Origin of the sequence: Shewanella fodinae (genome assembly GCF_014651955.1) — a bacterium.
In the GTDB taxonomy this organism is placed as follows: Bacteria; Pseudomonadota; Gammaproteobacteria; order Enterobacterales; family Shewanellaceae; genus Shewanella; species Shewanella fodinae.
Genome location: NZ_BMXW01000023.1, coordinates 31,145 through 56,547 on the forward strand (window position 1 = coordinate 31,145; position 25,403 = coordinate 56,547).

Here is a 25,403-nt window from a genome sequence, read left to right on the forward strand (position 1 = left end):
TATTTCAATAGAGATCGCGGTGATAACGGCCTTGCTGCTGCAACCGCAATAATTGCGGCTCACCCAGCAGTTGCACCAGTGTTTGTTGTACCCCGGCGCCAACCCCCGCTATGGCACCACAAACATAAAGATGAGCCCCCGCCGCTAAATAGCGCTGCAACCTGTCTTTCTCTGCCAATAAACACTGCTGTATATATCGTCCATTAGGCCGTGACCAGGCAAAGTCCAGATGGGTCAGCAGCCCTTCCGCCCTAAATGTCTGTAATTCAGCACCGTAGTAGTTATCCTGTTCGGCGTAACGCTCACCAAATAGCAACCATATTGGTGTTTTAAAACCTTGTTTACGCCGCTGCGCTAAAAAGCCTAAATAAGGCGCGAGTCCGGTACCTGCGCCCAGTAATATCAAAGGCACATCAGCCGGAGGTAAATGAAAATTACTATGAGGTTTCAAGCGTACCTGCCACTCACTGCCAACGGGTGCTGTCGCCAGCGCTCCAGACGCACGACCATCAATACCATCAGCTTTGCGCACATGTCGCACCATCAGCTGTAACGGATTTTCGATACTGGCAATTGAATAACTGCGGGCCCCCAGTGGTGTTGCCGCATTAACGTATGCCTGGGGAGTTAACTCGCGCTCAGTCACCACTGTGGCTTCTAGATATTGTGCCTGAGCTTGCCATAACGGCATAACCCCTGCGTGAGTGCTGACCATAACATCGCCGTCCAGCCCTTGCTGTTGCAGATAATGGCGACTCTGAGATTCTGACCATACCGGTAAAATCTCTAGAATATCGCCCGCCTGCCAGTTACCTTGCAGTGCTAATTGCACCTGGTGCACGGGCCTGTCACTGCCGGGATTGAGACAGCGATTTTGTAGCAGCGTAGCAGATTGCCAGCTATCTGCGGCCAATGACGCATGCTCCAACTTTAGCGTCTGGGCCAACGCATCACTCCAATGCTGCAACGCTTGTTCGGCACCACGGTCCACCTCCTGAAGCGGCAACAGAGTACCGGCACCGAGTTCATTGAAACGCCGAGCTAACCAATGGCCAAACGCGCAGAACTGCTGATATTGACGGTCACCGAATGCCAGCACCGCCACGTTGACATGGTTGAGTTTCACGGCCGCGGCCGCTAACTGCTGCTGGAACAGCAAGGCACTGTCAGGCGCTTGCCCTTCGCCATAAGTAGCGGCGAGTAACAACACCTGTTGATAGGCACCAAACTCCTGGGGTTGCATATTCGCCATAGAGCGCAGATGGACGCCCTGACCTTGCTGTTCTAACCAGAGCTTAAGTCGCTGTCCGTACGCTGCCGCAGTACCACTCTGGCTGGCATAGGCGATCAGGGTCGATGCAGTGCCACTGGCCTGTTCCTTCGGACGCGCCCGCCGATTAAAAAACAGCCAGATACCGGTAATTGCAAAAGAGCCGAAAGCCAGCCCTGACAAAGACCAAATCACCCGCCCCGGCAGCCCAAAATAACTGCCGGTATGGAAGGCATACATGTTAGCTAACAGGTAATCGCCACCACGGAGATCGACATAACGTTGCTGCTGTAACAGATGACCAGCCGCATCAAATGTCAGCGCAGAATACGCTCTGGAATGAGGTGCATCCGGCTCCAGATAACGCACCCGCACTTCGCCATTGGCTTCACGGGGCAGATACCAACGGGCATAACGGCCATCAGGTTTGACGGTCAAAAAGCTGCGCCAGACCGCATTGGCATCGGCGCTTATGTTCGCATCGGCCTTGATAGTTGGTGTTTCCGGTGAGCCCAGCATCTGCTTGAGGCCGCTACGGTACCAATCAAAAGCAAACCACGGACCAGTCAGCGCCATGATAAAGATAGGAATAAACAGCCAAGTGCCTAAGAGCGCGTGAAATTGCCACAGCGCTAGGCGACCTTTGCTACCACGTTTCCACCACAGCCAGTCCTTGATACTGCTGAGCCGATCCGGCGCTCGCCGGATAAAGCCGGCAATTAACAGAATAATTGCCATCAATGCCGCAGTGCCTGTAATCACACTGCCGATAGAATTGGGCAGCAGCAACCAACGATGTAATGCCATAACATCGGCAAAAAATTCACTGATAGCCGGGCGTGCCCCAAGGATTTCGCCAGTATAAGGATTAAAAATGCGCCATTCCCGCTGTTTACTTTGGCGATCCTGATAAAGTGCCCGCCCTGGACGTTGCGCCTGCGGCTCCAGATAAATACGTTGCAGTGTTTTACCCGGTAATTGCAGCTTTGGGGCAAGCACTGGCATAGGTAACAACTGCCCAGCGGCTACTTCCGGCCCGGGCAAAATAGCGGTGATATCATCCTCTAGCGCTAATAACCCCCCGGTTGCTCCCACAATCAGCAACACTAGCGCACTGGCAAGCCCCAGCCACTGATGAATGCGAAAACTAATCCGCTGACGCCAACTTCCTGACATAATTTATATGAGAATGATTTTCATTAGTGTATATAATACCGATAAAACAATGGCTGGCAACCCCGCGCACTGTCAATTAAGGCGAAAGAGGATGGAAGGGAATAATTAACAATGGATTAAGCGATTCAATAACGGAATTGTTGTACCTGCTCACCCTGAGCTTGTACTAGCTGTTCCAGATGCTGGCTGGCACTGACAAAACCACTGATCCCCTGATAATTGTCTTCGGTGATTGCGGCAATTTGTTGCAGGTTCTCGGCGATATGTTCAGTGGTACTTTGCTGCTCCGTGGCCGCGCTAGCAATCTGTTCGCTATTGCGGCTGACCGTGACAATCAACTGCCGAATATCGTCCATACAGGCTTCTGCTTTGGCGCTTTGTTGCAAGTCAGTATCCATTTGCTGCTGACATTGCTGCATTAACTTTACCGTGCTTTGAGCACCTAATTGCAGTTGCTCGATAATGCTCTTGATAGTATTCGCTGATTCTGCCGTTTGCTGGGCAAGCGTCCGTACTTCAGTGGCAACCACTGCAAAACCGCGCCCATGATCACCGGCTCTGGCCGCTTCAATAGCGGCGTTCAGCGCCAGCAAATTAGTCTGCTCCGCCACCCCGCGGATAACATCCAACACGCCCCCTATCTGCTGTGAAGAGTGATCCACACTTTGCAGTGATACCGCCGCCTGTTGCAACTGTGCCGCCAGCTTGCGACTACCGGTAATCGTTTCCCGCACCTGCTCACGACCAACATGCACCGCCTGTTCCATCGTCAGGACACTTTCCAGCGATGCCGCTGCAGCTTGTGCGACCTCTTGAACTGCCGAGCCCATCTGCCCCATGGCAACCGTAACCTGCATAGTTTGCTGCCGCTGCTGCTCCAACGACCGATGGGCATTGCCAGCCTGACGCCGATTTTCAGTGGAGACTTGCGCCAACTGCGCGGCCCCATGATTCAACTGCGTCAACAACTGGCGGATATGTGCCAACAGCTGATTGGTACTGTCAGCCAGCAAACCAAACTCGTTGTGACTTTGGTAAGCGACATTGCGGGTCACATCGCCATCAACTGCGGCTCGTTGCACGGCTAGAAGTTCTGATAAAGGGCGTTTGATAGAGCGGTAAATATTGATGGACACTAATAACGCTAGGACTAATGACCCACCGAGTAGCCCAATCGACAACCAGAAACCCAGATCTAGTGACCGATGGATCTTATCAGCCCCTTGCCCCACCCGATCATGAGCCACCTGATCAACCGTACCCAATACTGCGGTGGCGTAGTCAATACTGCCCCCGGTCAGTTCAGTCAAAGACGCCAATTCGGTAGTTGCCGCAATATATTGCTGCTGCGTTTGCAACATTTTGCTTAACAGCGCAGCTAAAGCTGCCGCTTGTGGATGGGTAGCCGTATCTCCCTGAGCCTGTTCTACCGCGTCAGTGGCCCGTGACAGCGCAAAATCATCTTCGGCCTCCAACAGTTGCAACATGGCACTTTGCCAATGGCCAATATCGATACCCTGCGCAGCAGTAGTAACCGCCGCTTCGCGCCATTGATGGCGCAACTCATCCAGCTGTGCGCGCGCCGTTAACTGCGCCAAATGTTGCTGTCCCAGCGCTTTGCCTTGGGCAAAGTAATCTTCATCCAAGCTATCCAGCGGTGAAATCAGCGATTGCAACTCTTCGCTATCGCCAGCGGTTTGCTTTAAACGCGCCAGCGCCTCAGCAAAATGTTGCTGCAACTCGGCAAAATTATTGATGGTGGTGATGGTTAGATGCTCATCCTGCAGACCCGGTACTGTTTTTAACTGACGATCAGCATTGAGTAGCACTTGCGCCAGCGCATTAGCGTTCAGCACCAAAGGGGTGGTTTTGTCGGTCATGGTCGCGACCTGATGTCGTACTTGGGCCGAGGCCAGCATATTGGTGACACTGCCCATTAGGAGACACAACACCAGCAATAGCAACCCGAACATTACTTTCTGGGTAAGTGACAGCTTCATTCGCGCAAACAGTAATTGCAGCGGTTTTGACACATATGACAGCGGTCTGGCCATATACAACTGTTCTCCCGCAACCGGCACCCTGGACAATGGCCGAGTTTAAGACGTTTTGATGACACGCAGATGACAGTGCTGACGCCAACCTGTTAGCAACTGGCAATCAAAAATATTTCAAAAAGTTAATATTTATAAGGAGATGTGTCTGTCGCAACGGTGTCATGGGGATTCGTACACATTTTTGAAGAAATTTACGCAATCCTTACACTTTTCCCATTTGCTGCGCCCACCATGTCGATATACTGCCGACATTACTAATTTTCGGCCTCACAAGTCCGACAGGCATCAGGGTAAAACTGCCAAAATGAAAAAGTCCTCCAAACGCAAATGGGTGTTCCTGGTGATCATCGCTCTGGTTGTGCTGGCTACGGTGCTGTTCTTTGCTATGCGTAAGGCACCAGCGCCAAGCTACGCGACCGAAGCGGTACACCGTGGCAACATTGAAAATACGGTGCTGGCCAACGGCATGTTGCAAGCCTACAAACTGGTGAGTGTGGGTGCGCAGGTATCCGGTCAGATCAAAAACCTGCCGGTAACCTTGGGGCAACAAATTAAAAAAGGCGAGCTGATTGCGCAGATCGACAGTCTGAATCAGCAAAATAGTCTGAAAGAGGCACAGGCATCGCTGAACAGCATTAATGCCCAATATGACGCCAAACAAGCGCAAATCCGCCAAGCACAGCTGGAGTATGACCGCCAGAAGGCCATGTTGGTGGATAACGCCAGTTCTCGCGCCGATTATGAAAGTGCCGAAGCCAACCTCACTGTATATAAAGCCGAGTTGAAACAGTTACAGGCACAGCGACAACAGGCAGAGATCCAGGTAGACAGCGCCAAGGTCAATCTGGGCTATACCACCATTACCGCGCCATTAGACGGTACAGTGGTGTACACCGCCGTGGAAGTCGGCCAGACCGTCAACGCCAATCAGACCACACCAACCATCGTTGAGATTGCCCAGTTGGACACCATGACCATCAAGGCACAGATCTCTGAAGCCGACGTTGTGAACGTTCACCCAGGCCAAGAGGTGTATTTCACCATTCTAGGCAAACCGTACCATAAATACCGCGCCAAGTTGCGGGCTATCGAACCCGGGCCAACCTCTATGGATGGTAACGATAAGGACATGACCTCCAGCGATTCTGATGCTATCTATTTCAACGGTCTGTTTGATGTCGAAAATCCCGATCGGATATTGCGCATCGGCATGACGGCGCAAGTCTCTATTATTTTGAAGCAAGCCAAAGACGTGTTACTGGTTCCATCGCAGATCCTCGTCCAAAAGAGTGGTCGACCAGCGAAAATGGCGGCTAAACCTACTGCTTCTGCCTCGGCACAAGCGCCAAACGCAGGGGCTAAACGCCCGCGAATTAACAGTGAGGAACAGGCGCACTATCAAGTCCCTGTGCTGGTCAACGGGCAGGTAGAATATCGCGATGTCAAAGTCGGCATTAATAACAAAATCAATGCAGAAATCACCGAGGGCCTCAAGGAAGGTGAAGAAGTGATCATTGGCATGCCATCCTCAGGCAGTAACAATCGCTTTCGCCGCTCACCGATGGGATTCTAATTGATGAGTACAGCATTACTTGAAGTCGCCGGAGTCTACCGCTCGTTTCCCGCAGGCGACCAGCAACTGACGGTGCTACAAGATGTCAATCTCAGCATCGCGCGCGGTGAAATGGTGGCAATCGTTGGCGCCTCGGGTTCCGGCAAATCAACGCTGATGAATATTTTGGGTTGTCTGGATAAACCTAGCCAAGGCAAATATTTCATCAATGGCCAGGATACCTCGGCGATGGAAGCTGATGAACTGGCCGAACTACGCCGTGAACATTTCGGTTTTATCTTCCAGCGCTATCATCTCTTAGGCGATCTTACAGCGGTGGGCAATGTCGAAGTTCCGGCAGTTTATGCGGCCAAAGATCGACAGCAACGACGCGATCGCGCAGAACTGCTGCTCAGTCGTCTAGGTTTGGGAGACCGGCTGGATCACAAACCCAGTCAGCTCAGTGGCGGCCAGCAACAGCGAGTAAGCGTGGCCCGGGCATTGATGAACGGCGGCGATGTTATCCTAGCCGATGAACCCACTGGCGCGCTCGACAGCCACAGCGGCGAAGAGATGATGAAACTGCTGCAAGAGCTGCACCACGACGGCCACACCATCATTATCGTAACGCACGATATGCATGTAGCGCAGTATGCCGACCGCATCATTGAAATCAAAGATGGGGTGATTATTGCCGACCATCGCAAGCAACAGCGCCCAGACATTGCCGATGTTAAACCAGAAACCAAGCCCAAACGTAGCTGGTTTGGCGGGCTAGATCGTTACGGCGAAGCGCTGAAAATGGCACTATTGGCAATGTCATCGCATCGGCTGCGTACTTTTCTGACCATGCTGGGGATCATTATTGGCATTGCCTCAGTGGTGTCAGTAGTAGCACTGGGGGAAGGATCGCGACAAGCAATTCTCAAAAACATCAGTTCAATGGGGACCAATACTATTGATATCCGCCCCGGTAGTGGTTTTGGTGACAGACGCGCTGGGCGTATTCGAACCCTGACGGCCAACGATGCACAATCGCTGAAAAATCTGCCATTTGTTGACAGCGTTACGCCGACCATCAGTACCAGCGTCACCATCCGTTATGGCAATCAGGCCGTGTCGGCTTCTGTTTCAGGTGTTGGCCCGGAATATTTCCGGGTACGGGGCTATGAACTGGCAGAAGGACAATACTTCGATGATGCTAGTGTCGATGCGCTGGCGCAGGAAGCGGTCATTGATTACAACACGGAAAAAGAACTGTTTCCTGATCACGATGCCCTCGGACAAGTGGTGTTCCTTGGTAAATTGCCGATACGGATTATCGGCGTCACCCAGAAAAAAGACAGTGCTTTTGGCAATAATGACGCCCTGACCATCTGGGTGCCCTATACCACGGTTGGCGGACGAATGGTGGGCCAACACTATCTTGGCGGCATCACGGTGCGCATTAACCAGTCTGCCCCCAGCAATGCCGCTGAACAAGGGATTATCACGTTACTGAAAATGCGTCACGGCACGCAGGACTTTTTCACCATTAATACCGATACCATTCGCCAGAGTATCGAGAAGACAACGGCGACCATGACCTTGCTGATCTCCGCTATTGCGGTGATTTCACTGGTTGTGGGAGGCATCGGGGTGATGAATATCATGTTGGTCTCCGTCACAGAACGCACACGGGAAATTGGCGTTCGCATGGCCGTTGGTGCCCGTCAGGGAGATATTCTGCGACAATTTTTGATTGAAGCCGTGCTGGTGTGCCTGTGTGGCGGTGTCCTAGGGATTGCGCTGTCATTCCTAATAGGTGCCGCGTTTTCTTCAGCCAGCACAGATTTCAAAATGATCTATTCCACCACCTCGATTGTGGCGGCCTTCGCCTGCTCTACCTTGATTGGCATCCTGTTCGGCTTCCTGCCGGCACGTAATGCTGCCCAGTTGGATCCGGTAGAAGCCTTGGCCCGGGAGTAATGCAATGCAGTATATTAACATATTTCGTATTTCAGCCATCGCACTCAGCATCGGTGCGCTCAGTGGTTGTGGGATGTTTACCCACAGTGACTTTCAGGCTCCAGAAGTTAACATTCCCGCCAGTTGGCAACAGACCAGTGTTAATCAGCAAGTCAGTCTTGATCCCTGGTGGCAGAAGTTCAATAACCCAGAACTCAACCAACTGATCACCGAGGTCTTAAACACCAACAACGACCTTGCATTGGCAACATTGACGCTGCAAAAAGCGCGACTACAGGCTGGTTTAACCCGTACCGACTTGTGGCCACAGTTATCGGCAAATGGTGCTGCCAACAAGAGCAAGCCATTAGACGGCGGTGACAGCAGTAGCAGCTATCAGGCCAGTCTGTCAGTAAGCTACGAAGTGGATCTGTGGGGCAAAGTTTCTGCCGATGTGGATGCCGCCAGTTGGAATGCTATGGCAAGTGCTGAAGATCGGGAAAGTACCGCCCAGAGTCTGGTGGCGACTACCGCGTCACTTTACTGGCAGATTGGCTATCTGAAACAACGCATTGCCCTCAGTCAAAACAGCATTGCTTATGCCAAACAAACACTGCAACTGACGCAAAACCAATATGCCGCAGGCGCCGTTTCTAAGCTTAATGTCCTCGAAGCCCAGCGTAACCTCGCGGGACAGGAGTCTAGCCATAGTGAACTACTGCAGCAGCTGACCGAAGCACAGAATGCGATGGCAATACTGTTTAACCGACCACCAGAGCAACTACCGTTGCAGATAGCAAAACTGCCGGAGGGGGCCGTGCCGCAAATTGCGGCGGGTATACCCGCAGATTTGCTGGTTCGTCGTCCAGATGTCAAAGCGGCGTTGTACTCATTGCGCGCGGCACTTGCCAGTAAGGATGCTACCTTCGCCAGTTATTTTCCGAGTTTAAGCCTGACAGGCAGCGTCGGGGATTCATCTAATGAACTTAAAGAACTGCTACGCAACCCTATCGGCACACTTGGCGCCGGACTGACTTTGCCGTTTTTGCAGTGGCAACAGATGAAAATCAACAACAAGATTGCCGATGTTGATTATCAAACGGCGGTGGTAACTTACCGTAAAACCCTGTATCAAGCGTTTGAAGATGTAGACAACGCCATTTCAGCCAGACGCCAGTATGCTTACCAAGGCGAGAAGTTGCAGCTACAATACGATGCAGCCGCGGCTGCAGAAAAAATCTATGAAAGCCAGTATCGCCACGGTGCCATCGCCATACAGAACTGGCTGGATGCACAGGAGACTCGACGTAGCGCGGAAGAGTCACTGTTGCAGAACCATTACAACCTGTTGACCGCCCAAGCGACCCTGTATCAAGCGCTTGGCGGAAGCGAAGTGGCCCCCAAACAACCTTAGTTTTAGAGACAAAAAACGGTGTGCAAACACCGTTTTTTTGATGAGTCGTTGCGTCTGAACCCTGAACAATATCGGCTCACCGCTACGCCAATTAAGAGCCTCTCTACACGCCTGCGACTAAAACGATAGTACGCCTCTTTCATACCGCAATTCAGCGATAATGAATTTAAAAAATACTGAAGCCGTTTTCAAAATTTATTAATAACATCAATGAAATACAATTGACCTTTATAATAAAAAAACGCTATATCAATGTCCATATCGTGACTCATGAAAATTACATTAAAAACCCGTTTGTTAGGCGCTAGCCTGTCGGCCGTATTGATTGTATCTGTCATTCTCAGCGCGTTATCTTTCAGCGCTATCCACCAGATGTCCCTGAGTCTGACAAAAAAACAAGTGCAACAGACTGGCGAACTGTTCGCATCCAATATAAGCAGTTGGTTTGAAGGCAAGAAAAATGGCTTACTGAGTTTACGGGACGCGATAGAACGTCTGCCAGCCGATCAAGATCCGACATTCATGTTAGCTTTTGCCCAAAGTGCGCTTAACTACAGTTTATCTATGTATGGCAACGAACAAGGGGAAATGTATCGTCATGATCCGGCACTATACGTGCCCGGGTTTGATCCTAGAGTCCGTGATTGGTACAAAAAAACTAAAGCATCTGGACAGCTGACTATTGAACCACCACACATAAGTACCTCGCTCAAAAAAATGGTCGTCACATTTTGCGCCCCCGTCATGGATGATAACGGCAAGCTGAGAGGTGTGGTTGGCAGTAATATGACACTAACCCAAATAACCGATAAAATTGGACAGCTTAAAGTACCTGGCAACGGTTTTGCCACATTGATAGATAACCACGGCAATGTGATCAGTTATCCTGACACAGCTTTTAATAACAAGTCATTGACTGACATTGATCCCGAGTTCACCACCCAATGGCTACAACAGCTGACGGCGCAGGATTCATTACATGAGGACAGTTTCAAGGGTCGGCAGAACCTGTTCTACCTCACTCAGGTTCCCGGCACCGACTGGTCATTACTGTTTGTGATGGACAAAAACGTTATCACAGCGCAGGCCGATCAGTTAACCGTCACCATGATAGCCACAGCAATTACAGCTTTATTAGTTTTTGCCGTGGTGTTGATATTTATCTTCCGCAGTCAGTTCCGCGATCTGGAGAATGTCTCTCAAGCACTGGAATCTATTTCCAACGGTGGAGGCGATCTAACAGTGCGTATCCATACGCACAACCAGCATGATGAAATTGGTCAGTTAGCGCAGGGATTCAACCGTTTTGTCGCCTTGCTGGCGCAAATGGTCGGACGCCTAGAAACTATCGCCACACATCTGACGAGCGAGGCCAGTGACACCCGCAAGGTTGCCGACAACAACAGCGCCGCCATCGCAACACAGCTTGATGATGTCACTATGGTGGCTACCGCGGTGACCGAAATGGCCTCTGCAACACAGGAGATCTCCGGTAACGCCGAAACGACAGCCCATACTGCCGAAGAAACCGTAGCACTCACGTCCACGGTTCAACAGCAGGCGGGCAAGTCACGTAATTCTATCCTCCAATTAGCCTCTGAAGTTGGTAACGCCAGTCAGATTATTGCCGAATTGGATCAGCACTCCCGCAAGATCAATAGTATTTTGCTGACCATCAGTGATATTGCAGAACAGACTAACCTGCTGGCATTGAATGCGGCCATTGAAGCCGCTCGCGCTGGCGATCAAGGTCGAGGATTTGCCGTAGTCGCTGACGAGGTACGGGTGTTATCGCAACGTACGCACGCCTCCACTCAAGAGATCCAAACCATGATCACCACGTTGCAGCAGATCGCCAACAATGCGGTTAACACCATGAACAAGAGTCAGCAGATGACAGAAGTATCGGTAACAGATGTCGAAGCGGCCAATGTCAGCCTGCAACAGATCAGCGCGGCCATCAATCAGATTTCGGATATGGCACGGCAGATTGCAACCGCGGCGGAAGAACAAACATCCGTTACGGCCGAAATAAACCGCAATACTGAGTCTATCCGCGAAGTGTCAGGTGGTCTGTCAGCGGAAGTGGAGCAATCGGCCCGACAGGCACAAACCTTAGAATCTTTGGCAAAGCAACTAGCGACCGAAGTGGGACAGTTCCGCATTTGAAAACGTTTATCTGAACCGTTTTCTCACGCCACGACTGTATTACGACCGTCTTTTTTTGCTTGATACAACCGGCGATCTGCTTGGCGATAGAGGCTGGCAAAGGTACTGCCATCTTCCGGCCACACGGCGATACCGATGCTAACGGTAAAAGAGATCCTTTGGTCGTTGTACAATCCAGGATGTTGTTCAACATCCTGGCGTAAGCGTTCTGCGACCTGTGGCAACAGCTGCGCATTTGACTGCGTCACCAGTAAACAAAACTCTTCACCACCGACACGGAATGCCCAGTCATTATGACGACTGTGAACTTTCATCAGGCTGGCGAGGTGTGTCAGCATCAGATCGCCAGCATCATGGCCATATGTATCGTTGATGATTTTGAAATGATCAACATCCAACAGCAGTAAACCAAACTGCTCTTCACTCCGCCGATGCGTAACTAAACAGTGCTCAAATACTGCTGTCAGTTGCCGTCGGTTATAGAGTCCGGTCAACGGGTCCACCGATGCCAGCTTCTGCAGTTGTTGGACGACATAACTACGTTTGTATTCATAAACATGGCTAACAGCCCAAATTGTCAGGTAACTGAATAGTGCGTTATTAGTCAGAGATACATTAAGCTGCTGCAATTGTGTCGCCTGGGTATACAGCATCTGCAGCATGGCCCCAATGCCAAACAGCAACGACAGCCAACTGCCCCAATGCAACCCTAATAACAGTAATGACAGCGGCGGCATAACAAGGATCCAGTAATAGCTGCCAGCGCTGAGTGCACGTATCTGCATGCTGTAAACCACCACCACAAATACCAGTATCAGTAACAATGTGGTCCACAACTTCAGCTTGGATGTCCGTTTCACCTTATATAAAAAAACACTACAAAACAGTACAATCCCTAACTCCAGCCAGGCAACGACTACAGATCCGTGATGCAGGTTAGAGAGACAAAGAATGAGGCCAAGCGCAGCAATGATCCACAGAATGATGCGCAAAATTGCCCGACGATTATCATCTTCCTGTTCTGGAGATTGTTCAAAATAAACATCATGTTGTAGCATCGACATGGTGATAAACCCTTCACAGGAACGGTAGCGACCTAATATTATGAAACAGGTCACAAACCTTAACTGTAAACTCCCTGTAAAACCATAAAAAATTCTCATTCAATGCCGAATCCTGTGGCTGATGGTTATTTTCCGGCACAGGCTATGCATCAATGCCTAACAAACTGTTTATTTATCCGCAAGATTTCAATTATTGATACAACTCATCATATCAGTGAGCGAATCATGGAAATCTATTGTTAAGCAAGGTATTTTGTCCGCCAATAAATATCCGATTTAGCGGCTTACTGTCGTGGACAGAGGTCGAAGGTGATTGAATGCCACCGCGTTCATTTATACGTTCTCCAGCGATTATGCGTTCCCCAGCAATGTGGGAAGATGAAATGGCATATCGCCGTACATTGCTGCGTATCATTCTGTGGGTGATAGCACTGGTGGCTTTCGCTTTGTCACTGAGTAATCTGCACCACGATGTGAAAATAGTTTCCGTGATGGAGTCCTGTATTGCACTGTATTGCTTAGTGTTTCTATTACGGGTGCAACAGACGCCTTATCTGCTTTGGTGGACCTCCGGCCTGATGCTGATCATCGGCAGTGTCATCATTTATGGTATGTATAGCAAAGGGCTCTATACCGATGGTTTTTACTGGCTGCTGCTGATGCCCCCCGCCAATTTGCTACTGCTGGGACTGCTTCTAGGCGGCGTGTTCACGCTCTGCTTTGGGGTACTGGGCGTTGCCGTAATGGTATGGGCACAACCAGCACTCGATGGCAGTCTGGATATAGCGCTGTTAATCAATGCCAGCGTCAGTTATCTATTCCTGTGGGGAATGAGCCATATTTTTGAATTAAAACGCAGCCAGATGGTGCGTCAATTACGGGAAATGGCAGCGCGAGACCCCATGACCGGATTACACAATCGTCTGCATCTGGAGAACATATTTGCTCAGATCGCGGCATTGCATGCCAAAGAGAGCACCCCATTTACCCTGTTGCTGCTAGATATTGATCACTTTAAACACATCAATGATGAAAACGGCCATGAGGCAGGCGATATGGTGTTGTGCCAACTCAGTCAATGCATGACACACCATACCCGTGAAAGCGACTGGCTGTTCCGCGTTGGCGGTGAGGAATTCTGCATCCTATTACCTAAAACCCCTAAAGCCAAAGCCATAGAACTGGCAGAACGGTTACGCACCGATGTCGAGCAACTGCATCTCATGTTCCATCAACATCCGATTCATTTCACTGTGAGCATCGGTTTAGCACAATGGCCTGTCGATGGCGGTGATTTTGACGGGTTGTATCGTCAAGCAGATATGCACCTCTATGAAGCCAAGCGCCAAGGCCGCAACCAAATTGTGACTGGCCGCGGTTAATTCCGCACTGATCAGCGTGAATGTCGATTCACTTAGCTGGCTGCGCTGACGTCTATCACCAAGACTCGCCTAACTGATACCATCCAGCCCGCCAATGCGGGCTAAAGTCGTTAGATCCCGTTTAACATTTCCACACATGCAACTCATAAAAATACAATTAAATCAAAACATTAATTTTATTTTAGCAAACGCAATATTTCCGTCAGATTAACATCCGTTAATTTCTGGAACTTACCTAAATTTTTCTGAGTCTTGCAAAGAGGACCCCATTAAGGTCAACAACAACATTAACAAAGATCTATTCCTATGGAGAACGGAATGATGACAGCGCCAACTATCTTGCCTCTGCATCGTTTAACCAACACAGCTTCCATCAAAGCCGCTACCCCCCTTTATCGGCGGCTTCCTACGGGCTCTCCTTGGCCCGACACCCGCTAACCCCCAAGCGGGTCTTTTCTTATTCGTTTAATGCCGCGATTTGTTATCGCGGAAATTGTTACCCAAACACCGGAGAACAATATGATACAGGTTGAACACCTGACCCGCCGATACGACGCATTTACCGCAGTGAATGACGTGAGTTTCCAAATCGGCCAAGGCGAAGTGGTCGGTTTGCTGGGCCATAACGGTGCCGGTAAATCCACCATCATGAAAATGCTGACCGGCTTTCTTGAACCTACTGCCGGTAATATTTACATCGATAAACTCCAGATAGGTAAAGACACTCAGGTGATCCAGGCGCGCATTGGTTACCTGCCGGAAAACTGTCCGGTATGGCCGGAAATGACCGTGATTGATTACCTGGAGTATCAGGCAGCTTTGCATGGCGTGGCACCACTACTCATTCCCCGGCGCGTAGCCGAGGTGATCCGGCGCTGCGCTCTCAAAGAAAAAGCAACTGCCACCATTCAGACCCTGTCTCGAGGCTATCGCCAGCGCGTTGGCGTGGCGCAAGCACTGCTGCACCAGCCAGATATTATCATTCTGGACGAGCCGACAAATGGTCTTGATCCCACACAGATCTTACAGATGCGGCAATTGATCAAAGAACTGGCAGAAACGGCCACGGTTATTGTATCGACCCATATTCTGCAGGAGGTGCAGGCCGTGTGTGAACGGGTACTGATTATGCGCCAAGGACAGTTAGTCGTGGATGCCAGAATTGATGAATTGCAGACAGCTCATGGTCTGCATCTAGCCGTCAATCAAGATGCTAGCCAGACCTTGCAGCAACTGCACGGCGTTACCACCATCACCCCACATGCAGCAAATGATGGTCTATGGCACTGCCATGTTGAGGCAGAAATAACACTGGCGCCACAGATTGCCAATGCCATCTGCAACGCAGGCTTACAGCTGTATACCCTGGAAATCCAGAAACGTAATCTGGAAAGTGTGTTCGCGGATGTTAACCGGGAGGTTGCTCATGGCTGAGATCCGTCAAATCGCTCGTAAAGAGTTTCGTGGTTTTTTCAATTCCCCGGCGGCATTCCTGTTTTTAGGTGCGTTTCTCGCGATTTGTCTGTTTGTGGTGTTCTGGGTTGCGGGCTTCTTTGCCCGTAACATCGCCGATATCAGACCGCTGTTTCAATGGATGCCGCTGTTGATGATCTTTCTGGTGGCAGCATTGACTATGCGCAGTTGGTCAGAAGAACAACGCAGTGGCACGCTGGAATCATTGCTGACCAGCCCGGTCACCCCGCTCAAGCTGGTGGTCGGTAAATTTGTCGCTATGCTGTCGTTAGTGGCACTGGCGTTACTGCTGACGTTGCCACTGCCGATTACCGTTTCTTTTATGGGCCCCTTGGACTGGGGGCCAGTGATCGGCGGTTATGTCGCCTCGCTGTTTCTGGCGGCAGCCTATATCGCTATCGGTCTGTACATGAGTTCCCGTACCGATAATGCAATCGTGGCATTGATCCTGACCGTAGTGGTCTGTGGTCTGTTTTACCTTATTGGCACACCACAATTGACCAATCTGTTTGGCTACGAAACCGGCGATATGCTGCGCGCCCTCAGCACCGATGCCCATTTCCAGTCAATCACTCGCGGGGTACTGGATCTGCGGGATCTTTACTATTACCTGTCGCTGGTGGGAATTTTTATTACTCTGAATCTGCTGCGACTGGAGCGTTTACGCTGGGCCAGTAATCCAGATAACCGTCATCACCGCCAGTGGCGACTGCTGAGTGCATTAGCCATCATCAACTTGGTGGCGGCCAATTTGTGGTTGACCCCCATAGGCTGGGCACGGTTGGATATGACCCAAGGGCAACAATACACCCTCTCTGATGCCAGCAAGCATTATTTGCAACAACTGCAAGAACCGTTACTGATCCGTGGTTATTTTTCGGCTAAAACCCACCCGTTGCTGGAACCCTTAGTACCGCAGATAAAGGACCTATTGCAGGAATACGCAGTCGCCTCAGGTAACAAAGTCCGGGTAGAGTTTGTCGACCCACAGAAGAACCAAAAAGCCGAGCAGGAAGCCGCCGCTCGTTATGGTATCCAGCCATTGTCGTTTGAAACCGCCAGTAAATACTCCGCGGGGGTCATGAGTTCCTACTTTAACGTGGTAATTGCCTATGGCGATCAATACAAGGTATTGAATTATCAAGATCTAATTGAAGTAAAAGGTCGCGGCGACCACTTGGATGTATTGTTGAAAAATCCAGAATACGCTATCACCAGCGCCATTCGTAATGTCCAGCACAAGTGGCAGGATGGTGGCAGCCCGTTTGCGGCAATCAATGGCAAAGTGACCTTCCACGGTTATATGTCGGCCACGACGCAGTTGCCACAACCATTACAAAAGTTACGTGCAGAACTGGACGAAGTGCTCAAACAGCTTGGCAAAAATGCCGATGGCAAACTGCTGACCCAATTTGATGATCCGCAAAACAACAGTGAATTAGCAAAAACGCTGAAGCAACAGTACGGCTTTGCGCCACAAGTGATGGGGTTAACAGATCGTCATCCATTCTGGTTTTACATGACGTTGGAAAACGGTGGCAGCCATGTGCAGATCCCACTGCCAGAGAAACTGGATAAGGACGCTTTGAAACGCAGCATTCAGTCGGCGTTGCAACGGTTAGCGCCTGGTTTTATGAAGACTGTGGCCTTAGTGGTCCCCAAGCCCAATTACATGCAGCAAGGTGGCGCTAGCTACAGTATGCTGCGGGAAGTGTTGAGCAAAAACCTGCGGGTAGTTGACGAAGATCTTAGCGATGGCAAGGTGTCTCAGGATGCCGACTTCCTGCTGGTCATGGCCCCAGAAAACCTCAGCAATAAAGCGTTGTTTGCCATTGATCAGTTCTTGATGCGTGGCGGCAGTGTGATGATGGCAACCTCCCCCTTTGCCGTTAACATCAGCCAGTCACTCACTGCCCAACAGCAACAGAGTGGTCTGGATAAATGGCTGGCACATTATGGCTTGAGCATCGCGCCACGCATGGTGCTCGATCCGCGCAATGCGGCGCTACCGCTGCCCGTAGAGCGCAATGTGGGTGGTATCACCTTAAGAGAAGTACGCATGCTGCCTTATCCGTATTTCCCTGACTTACGTGGTAATCAGTTGTCACCAGACAATCCGGTCACCGCGCAACTGGGCCAGCTGACATTGAACTGGGCCTCTCCGGTGACTATCGACAGCAACAAAGCCGGTAACCGCGATATCAGCAAACTACTCACCAGTTCTGCCGATAGCTGGAGTTCTGCCAGCATGAACCTAGTCCCGGATTACCGCGGTTATCCAAGTAATGGCTTCAAGCTGGAAGGCAAACAGCAGTCATATCCACTGGCAGTCGCTGAAACCGGGAGTTTTGATTCCTTCTTTGCCGGCAAACCGTCGCCGTTACTCGCAGATAACAGCACCACCACAACCGCCAATGCGAATCCCCCGGCAAAAACGCAGCCCGATAATAGTTTTGATGGTGTCATCGAGCACTCGCCTGAGTCTGCACGGTTAATCCTGGTGGCCAGTAACGGCTTTGCCAGTGATGCGACGCTGCAACTGGAATCTCAGGGGCTGAGCACTTACTACACCAAACCGTTGGACTTCATCCAGAACAGTATCGACTGGTCACTGGAAGACCCGGCATTGCTGGCCTTGCGTGGACGTACCCAGCTAGCCAGAACCCTATTAGGGATGAAACTGGAGCAACAGCAGTACTGGGAATATCTCAACTACGGTCTGGTGCTATTGGGACTGGCACTGATCTGGCTGTGGCGCCGACAGGTGAAAAGCAGCGATCTGCGCCGTTATCAGCAGATCCTGGCGGAGGTATAACAAGATGAAAAAACTCATATATATTCTGAGTGGTCTGCTGGTATTGCAACTGTTGCTAACCGTGGTCGTGAATGCGCAGCACAGTGGCATTCAAGGTGCCGCAAAACCCAAGGCGTTACTGGCACTGCAGGACAATGATATCGACCATATCAGCATCAGTGGTAACGATGGCAAAGTCGTTAACCTCGCCAGAACCAACGGCAAATGGCTGCTGTCCGACCAGTCAGATTTTCCGGCTAATCAGCAGCAGGTAACATCGCTGCTGACGCAGATCCTATCACTGAAACACGGTTTGGCTGTTGCTGACAGTGACAACGCCGCTCACCGCTTCAAAGTGGCAAAAGACAGCTTTGAACGAAAAGTGGTGTTGTCACAGCAGCACGTTGATATGGCAACCCTGTATTTGGGCACGTCAGCAAGTATGCGGGAAACCCATTTGCGGCTGGAAGGTGAAGCGCAAGTGTATCTGGCCAATCTGCCGGTTTACCGCTTGCCAGTCACCAATAAGGAGTGGATGCAGCAGGATTTACTGCAGTTGAAAACCACTAACATCAAAGCGTTAAAAATAGGCGATATGACGTTGAGCCGGAAAATAGACCATGCCCAAACCTCAGCGTCCCAGCAGCCGTTGCCAGCAACCATTGCCGACAATGGCAAAGTACAGAAAATGGTAGATAAACTGATTGATGATAACGGCAATAGCAAAGACCTGAAAAATGCAGCATCAACGCCCCCTGAGAACTCAGGTTGGCAGTTGACTCCATTACCTGCCGGTAATCGCGTCAATCTGGGTGCCGTCAATCAGGCGCTACAGCAACTGACCTCCCTGCGTGTCAGTGACCTGCTCGGGGTGGAGCAAAAAGCCAATTTTGGCCTGGATACTCCCCTGTTGCAGCTTACGGTACAACGTAATCAGGGAGATGATGTCAACTACCGCTTAGGGCAAATGAGTGACAGTAAAGACTATGTACTCAAATCTTCACTGAGTCAGCAGTATTTCCGTCTGCCGCAAGCGCAAGGTGCCGCTTTTGCCGCTGCATTTAACCCCAGCGCCTTTAGTGAACCACTAACACCCGCCAAAACCGATAAAGCTAAGCTCGGTAGCAATCCCCCAAAAACTGTGGCTGAGTCAACAACTGGCCCAAAGGAGCACGTTAAGTAACATTTTCTTCCCCCCAACCAAAGCAGCCAAAGGCCACCGTTCATGGTGGCCTTTTTATAATAAAGCCGCGCTATTACTGCTTATTCCAGTTCGGAGTTGGCTGCTGTAACAGATGCTGAATAAAGAACATAAACTGCCGCCGCTGCACATAGTCAATCGGCCCGGTAGAACGACCAACCGAGTGCTCGCCGCCCGGCACTTCCAGCAGCTCAAAATCTTTATTGGCATTAATAAGCGCATTCACCAACTGCAATGACGAAGAGGGATCGACGTTACTGTCCTGCTCACCAAAGATGATCAGCAGTTGCCCTTGCAACTTGGCCGCATTCACCACCGCCGAACTGCGCAGATAGCTCTCATCTACCGGCCAGCCCATCCACTGTTCATTCCAGCTCATTTTATCCATGCGGTTGTCATAGCAACCGGCAAAGGCGACCCCAACAGTGTAAAAATCTGGATGGAACAACAAGGCACTCAGCGTACTCTGGCCGCCCGCAGAAGCACCATATATGCCCACACCTTTGCTGATGTCATACCAGGGGAACTTCTTGGCAGCCGCCTGATGCCACAAGATACGATCTGGGAAACCTGAATCCCCCAGATTTTTCCAGGCCACATCGTGAAATGCTTTGGAGCGATTGGCAGTACCCATGCCATCCATTTGCACCACGATAAAACCCAAATTTGCCAGCGCCTGCATACCGATGACTTTGTCGCCACCGGAGTGATAACCAAACGGCCAGAAATCTTTTGGCACAAAGCTATCGTGTGGCCCGGCATAGATATTCTCAATTACCGGGTAGTGTTTACTGGGATCAAAATGCTGCGGTTTTACTATCAAGCCCCAGATATCACTCTTGCCATCACGGCCTTTTGCCACAAACACCTGTGGCGCTTTGAATCCCGCCGCCGTTAATTGGGAAATGTCGGCTTTAGCAATTACCCGCACTAAGGTGCCATCGGCTTTTTTCAGTTCGGCGATATTGGGCAAATCAACCCGTGAATAGTTGTCGACAAAATACTGCATATCATCAGAGAAACTGACGTGGTGATTGGCTGCCGTTTGGGTGATTTCCGTCAGTCCTGAGCCATCAAAATTCACCCGATAATAGTGCACAAAGTAAGGGTCTTCCCCCGCGTTGACACCGCTGGCGGCAAACCAGATTTGTCGTTTCTCATCATCGACATGCACCACTTCACGCACTGGCCAGTTACCCTGAGTTATCAGGTTTTTCACCTTGCCGCGCTTGCCGTCATACAGATACAGATGCGCCCAGCCATCGCGCTCCGACAGCCAGATCACTTCCTTACCAAGCTGACTGACGTCATGGCGATAGCCCCGCCATTGATAGATAAAGGTGTTGCTGGTTTCATCAATCACCACCCGCCCCTTGCCACTGGCGGCATCAACTTCAATTAAACGCGCCTGCTGATGCCCTCGGCGAGTGTATTCAAAAGCAAAGGTTTTGCTGTCGGCTCGCCAGTGTAAATTGGCAAGATCATAGGCATTCGGGAACAAGCTGGCATCAATATCGGTATGTTTGCCAGTGTGCAGATCAAATAGGACGGGTTGCTCCATATCGATAGCATCGCCGGGCTTAGGATAGAGCTGTTTGATCACCTCGGGCTGCAATTGCGTCTGCGGCGATGACAAAACCCGCGTCACATAACGCGCATAACCAGGGGTTACGCGGAAGATCACTAAATAACGGGAATCTGGCGACCACTGAATGGTTTGTGGGTCGTAAAAATTGCCGGCGGTTCCCTCCTGACTCAACAATACAGTTTGACCATGTTGATCAATAACTTGCAGGTTATGATCAAACACATGCGCTTGTAGCTTGCCATCTGGCGATGGCCGTAAATGATTGTCCGCAGGCACGCGAAGATCGCGCACTTCATCATCGGCAATCGACTGCGAAGTCTCAGGTTTCTTGGCACAAACGGCCTGAGTCAAACTGCAATGCCAGGGCTCATAGTGCAGGTAAAAGCCGATGCCGTCATCCTCATACCAGAAGTCGTCAAATGGCAGTGCTAACGCCGTTACATTGTCAGCTTGAGCCTTGCTCAGCCCTTTGGCGACCAGGGTTTGGTCAAAGGCCGGGCCTTTCTGTCCGCTGTCGGCATTTTCTTTGATAAAAGCAAAGCCACCCGCAACCGTCACGCGGTAATAGAATTCATGAGTCCCCGGCAGCCACTGAGCCGGAAAGGCCAGATCACGCGTTAGTCCCTGCCAATTCTGGCGTAGCTCAACACTGGCTTGAATATCTGCAGCGGTTGCTGCCATTACTGACACAGGCGTAATCATTAATAACAGCGCACTTGCCAGAAATCTCGGTAATAAAGCATGTGTCATAGTGATATTTTCTTTCCCTTAAAAGCCACCCGTAAACAGTGGTACTGTCATTAGTTATTTTGAATACCGTATACCAAATATATATAATTGCAAATCAGTGCAATATACAATCAATATCATTCTGACCATGATAATTGATGTGCTAACTGTTTATTCAATATGAATAAAATATACAAAAAGTGAACACTATATAATATTTATCTTATTAATCATGGTGATATAGAATGTCATTTCATAAAGTGAGTTTATGGTATTGACAGTAATTCGATTAATGCCAACTTACATTTTTACGTCACTCAGTAGCTGTATTACCGGGCCGAACTCGTTACAATGCGCCTTTCTCGCTGTTCGGTAGGCCGTCCGTAATATGAGCGTTGTTTTACATATTTTTTACCGTCGTGGACTGCAGTTGTGCATTTGGCTACTGCTGGCGCTCGCAACGGCTCAAGCTTCACCACTACAGCTGCAAGACCTCAACACCCCGAAATTGTTAGACAGTGCCTTTGCGATGTTACGGGATCCATCGGGTAAGTTATCACTATCCGAGGTCAAGCAACGTACATTTCACCAGTATGGCAATAGTGAAGCATTGCATATTGGTTACACCACTGATGCCGTCTGGCTGAAACTACAACTTAGTGCCACTGCAAACGCTCCAGCCCCCTGGGTAATGGATTTCCATTATGGGTATCTGGATCAACTAGATGCTTATATCGAATACTCGGATGGCCGAACAGTACATCAGCGCAACGGTTTTGCGGTGCCACCGGTTGACCGTGCTATCGCTAATGGTACCCCGGCATTTTGGTTAACGTTACCCGCTAATGAAATTGTTACCGTCTATATTCGAGTCAAAGCCTACGGCAGCATGACACTCAATGCCACGCTCTATCCGCAGTGGGCATTTCACGCACACAGTAACCGTAACCTTTTATTTCAGACGATCTTTGCTGGAATGTTTTTGGCATTGTGGTGCTACAACATGTTTCTGGGATTGGTACTGAAACAGCGCCCTTACCTGTCCTACAGTGCTTATCTGCTGGTATTTGGCATCACTACTGTCACCGCTATTGGGCACGGTTCCCTGTATCTGTGGCCGCTATTAGGGCCGATAATCAATCATGTGGTGCCCACCGGCTATTCCACCGCCGTAGTGCTGGCATTGCTATTTGCCCGGGATTATATGGCAACCAAACAGCGGGCACCTGTTGTAGATATGACCCTCAAGTGGGCGGCCCGATTTTGCACGGTGGCAGCACTGGCAACCGTAATATTACCAGTGCAGATTGGCGTACAGATTATGTCGGCAATCGGCGTATCCATTGCCGCGTTGATGATGTGGTGTGGTGTTTTCGGCGTTTATCGTAAGATACCTGCCGCCCGATACTTTTTAGCCGGATGGATCTGTATGTTAATCGGCACCGCTATGGTATCGCTGCGTAACATGGGTTGGTTGCCTGACAATTTCATCACCTTTTACGGTATGCAACTTGGCTCCACCATCGAAATGCTGCTGTTGTCGTTGGGATTGGCCTCCCGTTTCAATGAGATGAAACGCCAGAAAGAAGCCGCCCAAGCAGCACTGGTCGAAACCCTGGTGCATCAGGAGTCACTACTGGAACAAAAAGTGTTACAGCGCACAGCCGAACTGGAAGCGGCCAAGCTGGAGTTAGAGAATATGGTCTATAAAGATCCTCTGACCAAACTCTATAATCGCAATGGTCTCGAACATATGCTGGATGAGGTGTACCAGCATTCGCGCCGCCAGCAACGGATATTGGCGCTGCTGCTGATCGACCTTGATGATTTCAAGCTGATTAACGACAAACACGGCCATAGCATGGGCGATCATCTGCTACAAATCATTGCCCAAAGGCTCAATAGCTGTGCCGTTGAAAACGACATGGTGGCCCGCTTAGGTGGGGATGAATTTGTGCTGTTATCTGACCGTTTTCACGACAAACCCACCTTGCAGCAGTTTGGGCAGAAAGTGAAACAGATACTGACTCAGGCGGTGTTGTTACCCAACGGCAGCACCGTCAGAATTGGCACCAGTATCGGCATCTGTTTTGGCGATCCCCATCTGGTAGACTCATCATCACTATTGCGCCGTGCCGACAGCGCCATGTACTTAATTAAACATTTTGAAAAAAATGATGTTGCCATCGACGATATGCGACGTCGCGCTAACAGTTAACCCTGTGGCGTATTTTATCCAAACCGTCAGCAGCTAATGACCAAGGTGCACTGCGATGTTGTCCAGTCGCGCCCTATAACAGCCAAGGCAGCAGACACAGTAATAACTTATCGCGGGACTCCACGCTGCAACGGCACTTGTTCTCGGATAGTTTGCGACAACCAATCGATAAACACTTGTAAGCGCTGGCTGGTATTGCGATTTTTAGGGTACAACATGGCGATTGGCATTGCTGATGGGGGATAATCCGCCAGCACCCGTTGCAGTAATCCCTGTTGCAGATATTGTGCAATGCCATAAACGGGCACCTGCACTAATCCCATGCCCGCCAATCCTGCCGCGATATAGGCATCCGAACCATTAGTGGTAATGGGATGGGGCAACATTAACTTCTGATATTTGCCCTCTAGCAAAAACTCCAGCGGTTCCACCCGGCCAGAGGAAGGAAGTACATATCCCACCATCTGATGTTCATTAAGATCATCTGGGCATAACGGCACACCGAATTGTTGCAAATAGCCTGGACTCGCCAAAGTAACAATAGGAATAGCGCCAAGGTCGCGCCCAATCAGATTGCTGTCATTCAAAGGCCCAGCACGTAACACTAGGTCGACACCGCTTTCGAGCAGATCCACCCGACTATCAGTGACGCCGATATTCAGCTCGATCCCTGGATAACGCTGCCGAAATTCCGCCAACGCTGGGATAATCAGCATCCGCGCGAAATGCGTTGGCACACTGATACGCAACACCCCACTTGGCTGGTGATCTTCGGCAAACAATCCTGCCAGTTCATCCCAATCCGCCAGCAATTGCCGGGCTTTTTCCAGAACGGCTGTCCCGGATTCCGTCAGCCGTACCTGGCGCGTAGTACGCTGCAACAACTGCATATTCAGTTGCTGCTCCAGGCGTTGTATCGCCTGAGTTACGGTCGAGCGCGGCAGATTGAAGCTCACCGCCGCCTTGGTAAAACTGTGACTTTCACACACGCGTTGATAAATCGCTAGGGTTTGCAGCCTATCCATATTGTTCGTGATTTATGAATTCTAAAACTGTTATAAGCATCTTTATCCTAAAAGTAAAAACAAAGATGCTATGTCCACCGACATAAGGGAGATTCAAGATGCAACACAGAACGTTAGGGGCCAATGGCCCACAGGTTTCAGCATTGGCACTTGGCTGCATGGGCATGAGTGAATTCTATGGTGCCGCAGATGAACAGGAATCACTGGCAACGCTAGACCTAAATAACTGTTCCAAATAGTAGATCACAGGAAGGGAACTCAGTCCTGTTTGAGCGATCAGATCTATCGCCAAACAAACCCACCACTCGCCGAGGACTGAGAATGGCCATCTTAGCACCACTATG

15 protein-coding genes are annotated in these 25,403 nt (G+C 50.3%); 10 read left to right on the plus strand and 5 right to left on the minus strand.

The features are described 5' to 3' along the window. Window positions 1–4: 4 nt before the first annotated feature. Together IE064_RS16040 and IE064_RS16045 are read right to left on the minus strand one after the other, a co-directional pair. Window positions 5–2,446: a PepSY domain-containing protein gene (locus tag IE064_RS16040; protein WP_189618725.1), complete on the minus strand. Its 2,442-nt coding sequence runs from the start codon at window positions 2,444–2,446 to the stop codon at window positions 5–7. A gap of 125 nt (window positions 2,447–2,571) precedes the next feature. After that, window positions 2,572–4,500, minus strand: coding sequence for a methyl-accepting chemotaxis protein (locus IE064_RS16045; RefSeq protein ID WP_189618726.1), 1,929 nt, complete (start codon window positions 4,498–4,500; stop codon window positions 2,572–2,574). A 307-nt stretch (window positions 4,501–4,807) separates the two neighbouring features. Here IE064_RS16045 and IE064_RS16050 point away from each other — a divergent pair, with 307 nt between their 5' ends. From IE064_RS16050 to IE064_RS16065, 4 genes are all read left to right on the plus strand, one after another. Next, window positions 4,808–6,076, plus strand: a complete 1,269-nt coding sequence (locus tag IE064_RS16050) for an efflux RND transporter periplasmic adaptor subunit (protein WP_189618727.1) — start codon at window positions 4,808–4,810, stop codon at window positions 6,074–6,076. A 3-nt stretch (window positions 6,077–6,079) separates the two neighbouring features. Beyond that, window positions 6,080–8,023 carry a MacB family efflux pump subunit gene (locus IE064_RS16055; RefSeq protein WP_189618728.1) on the plus strand — a complete coding sequence of 648 codons (1,944 nt, stop codon included), beginning with the start codon at window positions 6,080–6,082 and terminating at the stop codon, window positions 8,021–8,023. A 4-nt stretch (window positions 8,024–8,027) separates the two neighbouring features. Continuing rightward, window positions 8,028–9,416, plus strand: coding sequence for an efflux transporter outer membrane subunit (locus IE064_RS16060; RefSeq protein WP_189618729.1), 1,389 nt, complete (start codon window positions 8,028–8,030; stop codon window positions 9,414–9,416). A gap of 270 nt (window positions 9,417–9,686) precedes the next feature. Then, window positions 9,687–11,585, plus strand: a complete 1,899-nt coding sequence (locus tag IE064_RS16065; RefSeq protein ID WP_189618730.1) for a methyl-accepting chemotaxis protein — start codon at window positions 9,687–9,689, stop codon at window positions 11,583–11,585. A 23-nt stretch (window positions 11,586–11,608) separates the two neighbouring features. Here IE064_RS16065 and IE064_RS16070 read toward each other — a convergent pair whose 3' ends face one another. Then, a complete protein-coding gene (locus IE064_RS16070) occupies window positions 11,609–12,649 on the minus strand; it encodes a GGDEF domain-containing protein (protein WP_189618731.1) in 1,041 nt (346 codons plus the stop codon). A gap of 317 nt (window positions 12,650–12,966) precedes the next feature. On the opposite strand from IE064_RS16070, the gene IE064_RS16075 reads away from it, so the two are divergent. The 4 genes from IE064_RS16075 (at window position 12,967) to IE064_RS16090 (ending at window position 19,481) form a co-directional block, all read left to right on the plus strand. Next, window positions 12,967–14,031, plus strand: coding sequence for a GGDEF domain-containing protein (locus IE064_RS16075; protein ID WP_189618732.1), 1,065 nt, complete (start codon window positions 12,967–12,969; stop codon window positions 14,029–14,031). A 519-nt stretch (window positions 14,032–14,550) separates the two neighbouring features. Further along, a complete protein-coding gene (locus IE064_RS16080; RefSeq protein ID WP_189618733.1) occupies window positions 14,551–15,465 on the plus strand; it encodes an ABC transporter ATP-binding protein in 915 nt (304 codons plus the stop codon). Beyond that, on the plus strand, window positions 15,458–18,319 hold the full coding sequence (locus IE064_RS16085) for a Gldg family protein (protein ID WP_189618734.1): 2,862 nt from the start codon (window positions 15,458–15,460) through the stop codon (window positions 18,317–18,319). Before IE064_RS16080 ends, IE064_RS16085 begins: the two co-directional genes overlap by 8 nt. Before the next feature lie 4 nt (window positions 18,320–18,323). Beyond that, window positions 18,324–19,481, plus strand: a complete 1,158-nt coding sequence (locus tag IE064_RS16090) for a DUF4340 domain-containing protein (RefSeq protein ID WP_189618735.1) — start codon at window positions 18,324–18,326, stop codon at window positions 19,479–19,481. Window positions 19,482–19,554: 73 nt separating this feature from the next. Here IE064_RS16090 and IE064_RS16095 read toward each other — a convergent pair whose 3' ends face one another. Further along, a complete protein-coding gene (locus IE064_RS16095) occupies window positions 19,555–21,837 on the minus strand; it encodes a S9 family peptidase (protein WP_189618736.1) in 2,283 nt (760 codons plus the stop codon). A 367-nt stretch (window positions 21,838–22,204) separates the two neighbouring features. Here IE064_RS16095 and IE064_RS16100 point away from each other — a divergent pair, with 367 nt between their 5' ends. Next, window positions 22,205–24,034, plus strand: coding sequence for a diguanylate cyclase (locus IE064_RS16100; RefSeq protein ID WP_189618737.1), 1,830 nt, complete (start codon window positions 22,205–22,207; stop codon window positions 24,032–24,034). A gap of 107 nt (window positions 24,035–24,141) precedes the next feature. On the opposite strand, the gene IE064_RS16105 is transcribed toward IE064_RS16100, so the two are convergent. Then, on the minus strand, window positions 24,142–25,059 hold the full coding sequence (locus tag IE064_RS16105; protein WP_189618738.1) for a LysR family transcriptional regulator: 918 nt from the start codon (window positions 25,057–25,059) through the stop codon (window positions 24,142–24,144). A gap of 98 nt (window positions 25,060–25,157) precedes the next feature. Here IE064_RS16105 and IE064_RS16110 point away from each other — a divergent pair, with 98 nt between their 5' ends. Further along, window positions 25,158–25,298, plus strand: coding sequence for a hypothetical protein (locus IE064_RS16110; RefSeq protein WP_229800105.1), 141 nt, complete (start codon window positions 25,158–25,160; stop codon window positions 25,296–25,298). The last annotated feature ends 105 nt before the right edge of the window (window positions 25,299–25,403 follow it).

Bases quoted from the DNA above. Each gene is read 5' to 3' on its own strand.
- IE064_RS16090 (WP_189618735.1), top strand. From the start codon at position 18,324: ATGAAAAAACTCATATATATTCTGAGTGGTCTGCTGGTATTGCAACTG.
- IE064_RS16075 (WP_189618732.1), top strand. From the start codon at position 12,967: ATGCCACCGCGTTCATTTATACGTTCTCCAGCGATTATGCGTTCCCCA.
- IE064_RS16085 (WP_189618734.1), top strand. From the start codon at position 15,458: ATGGCTGAGATCCGTCAAATCGCTCGTAAAGAGTTTCGTGGTTTTTTC.
- IE064_RS16095 (WP_189618736.1), bottom strand. From the start codon at position 21,837: ATGACACATGCTTTATTACCGAGATTTCTGGCAAGTGCGCTGTTATTA.
- IE064_RS16110 (WP_229800105.1), top strand. From the start codon at position 25,158: ATGCAACACAGAACGTTAGGGGCCAATGGCCCACAGGTTTCAGCATTG.
- IE064_RS16070 (WP_189618731.1), bottom strand. From the start codon at position 12,649: ATGTCGATGCTACAACATGATGTTTATTTTGAACAATCTCCAGAACAG.
- IE064_RS16065 (WP_189618730.1), top strand. From the start codon at position 9,687: ATGAAAATTACATTAAAAACCCGTTTGTTAGGCGCTAGCCTGTCGGCC.
- IE064_RS16080 (WP_189618733.1), top strand. From the start codon at position 14,551: ATGATACAGGTTGAACACCTGACCCGCCGATACGACGCATTTACCGCA.
- IE064_RS16060 (WP_189618729.1), top strand. From the start codon at position 8,028: ATGCAGTATATTAACATATTTCGTATTTCAGCCATCGCACTCAGCATC.
- IE064_RS16040 (WP_189618725.1), bottom strand. From the start codon at position 2,446: ATGTCAGGAAGTTGGCGTCAGCGGATTAGTTTTCGCATTCATCAGTGG.
- IE064_RS16050 (WP_189618727.1), top strand. From the start codon at position 4,808: ATGAAAAAGTCCTCCAAACGCAAATGGGTGTTCCTGGTGATCATCGCT.
- IE064_RS16055 (WP_189618728.1), top strand. From the start codon at position 6,080: ATGAGTACAGCATTACTTGAAGTCGCCGGAGTCTACCGCTCGTTTCCC.
- IE064_RS16045 (WP_189618726.1), bottom strand. From the start codon at position 4,500: ATGGCCAGACCGCTGTCATATGTGTCAAAACCGCTGCAATTACTGTTT.
- IE064_RS16105 (WP_189618738.1), bottom strand. From the start codon at position 25,059: ATGGATAGGCTGCAAACCCTAGCGATTTATCAACGCGTGTGTGAAAGT.
- IE064_RS16100 (WP_189618737.1), top strand. From the start codon at position 22,205: ATGAGCGTTGTTTTACATATTTTTTACCGTCGTGGACTGCAGTTGTGC.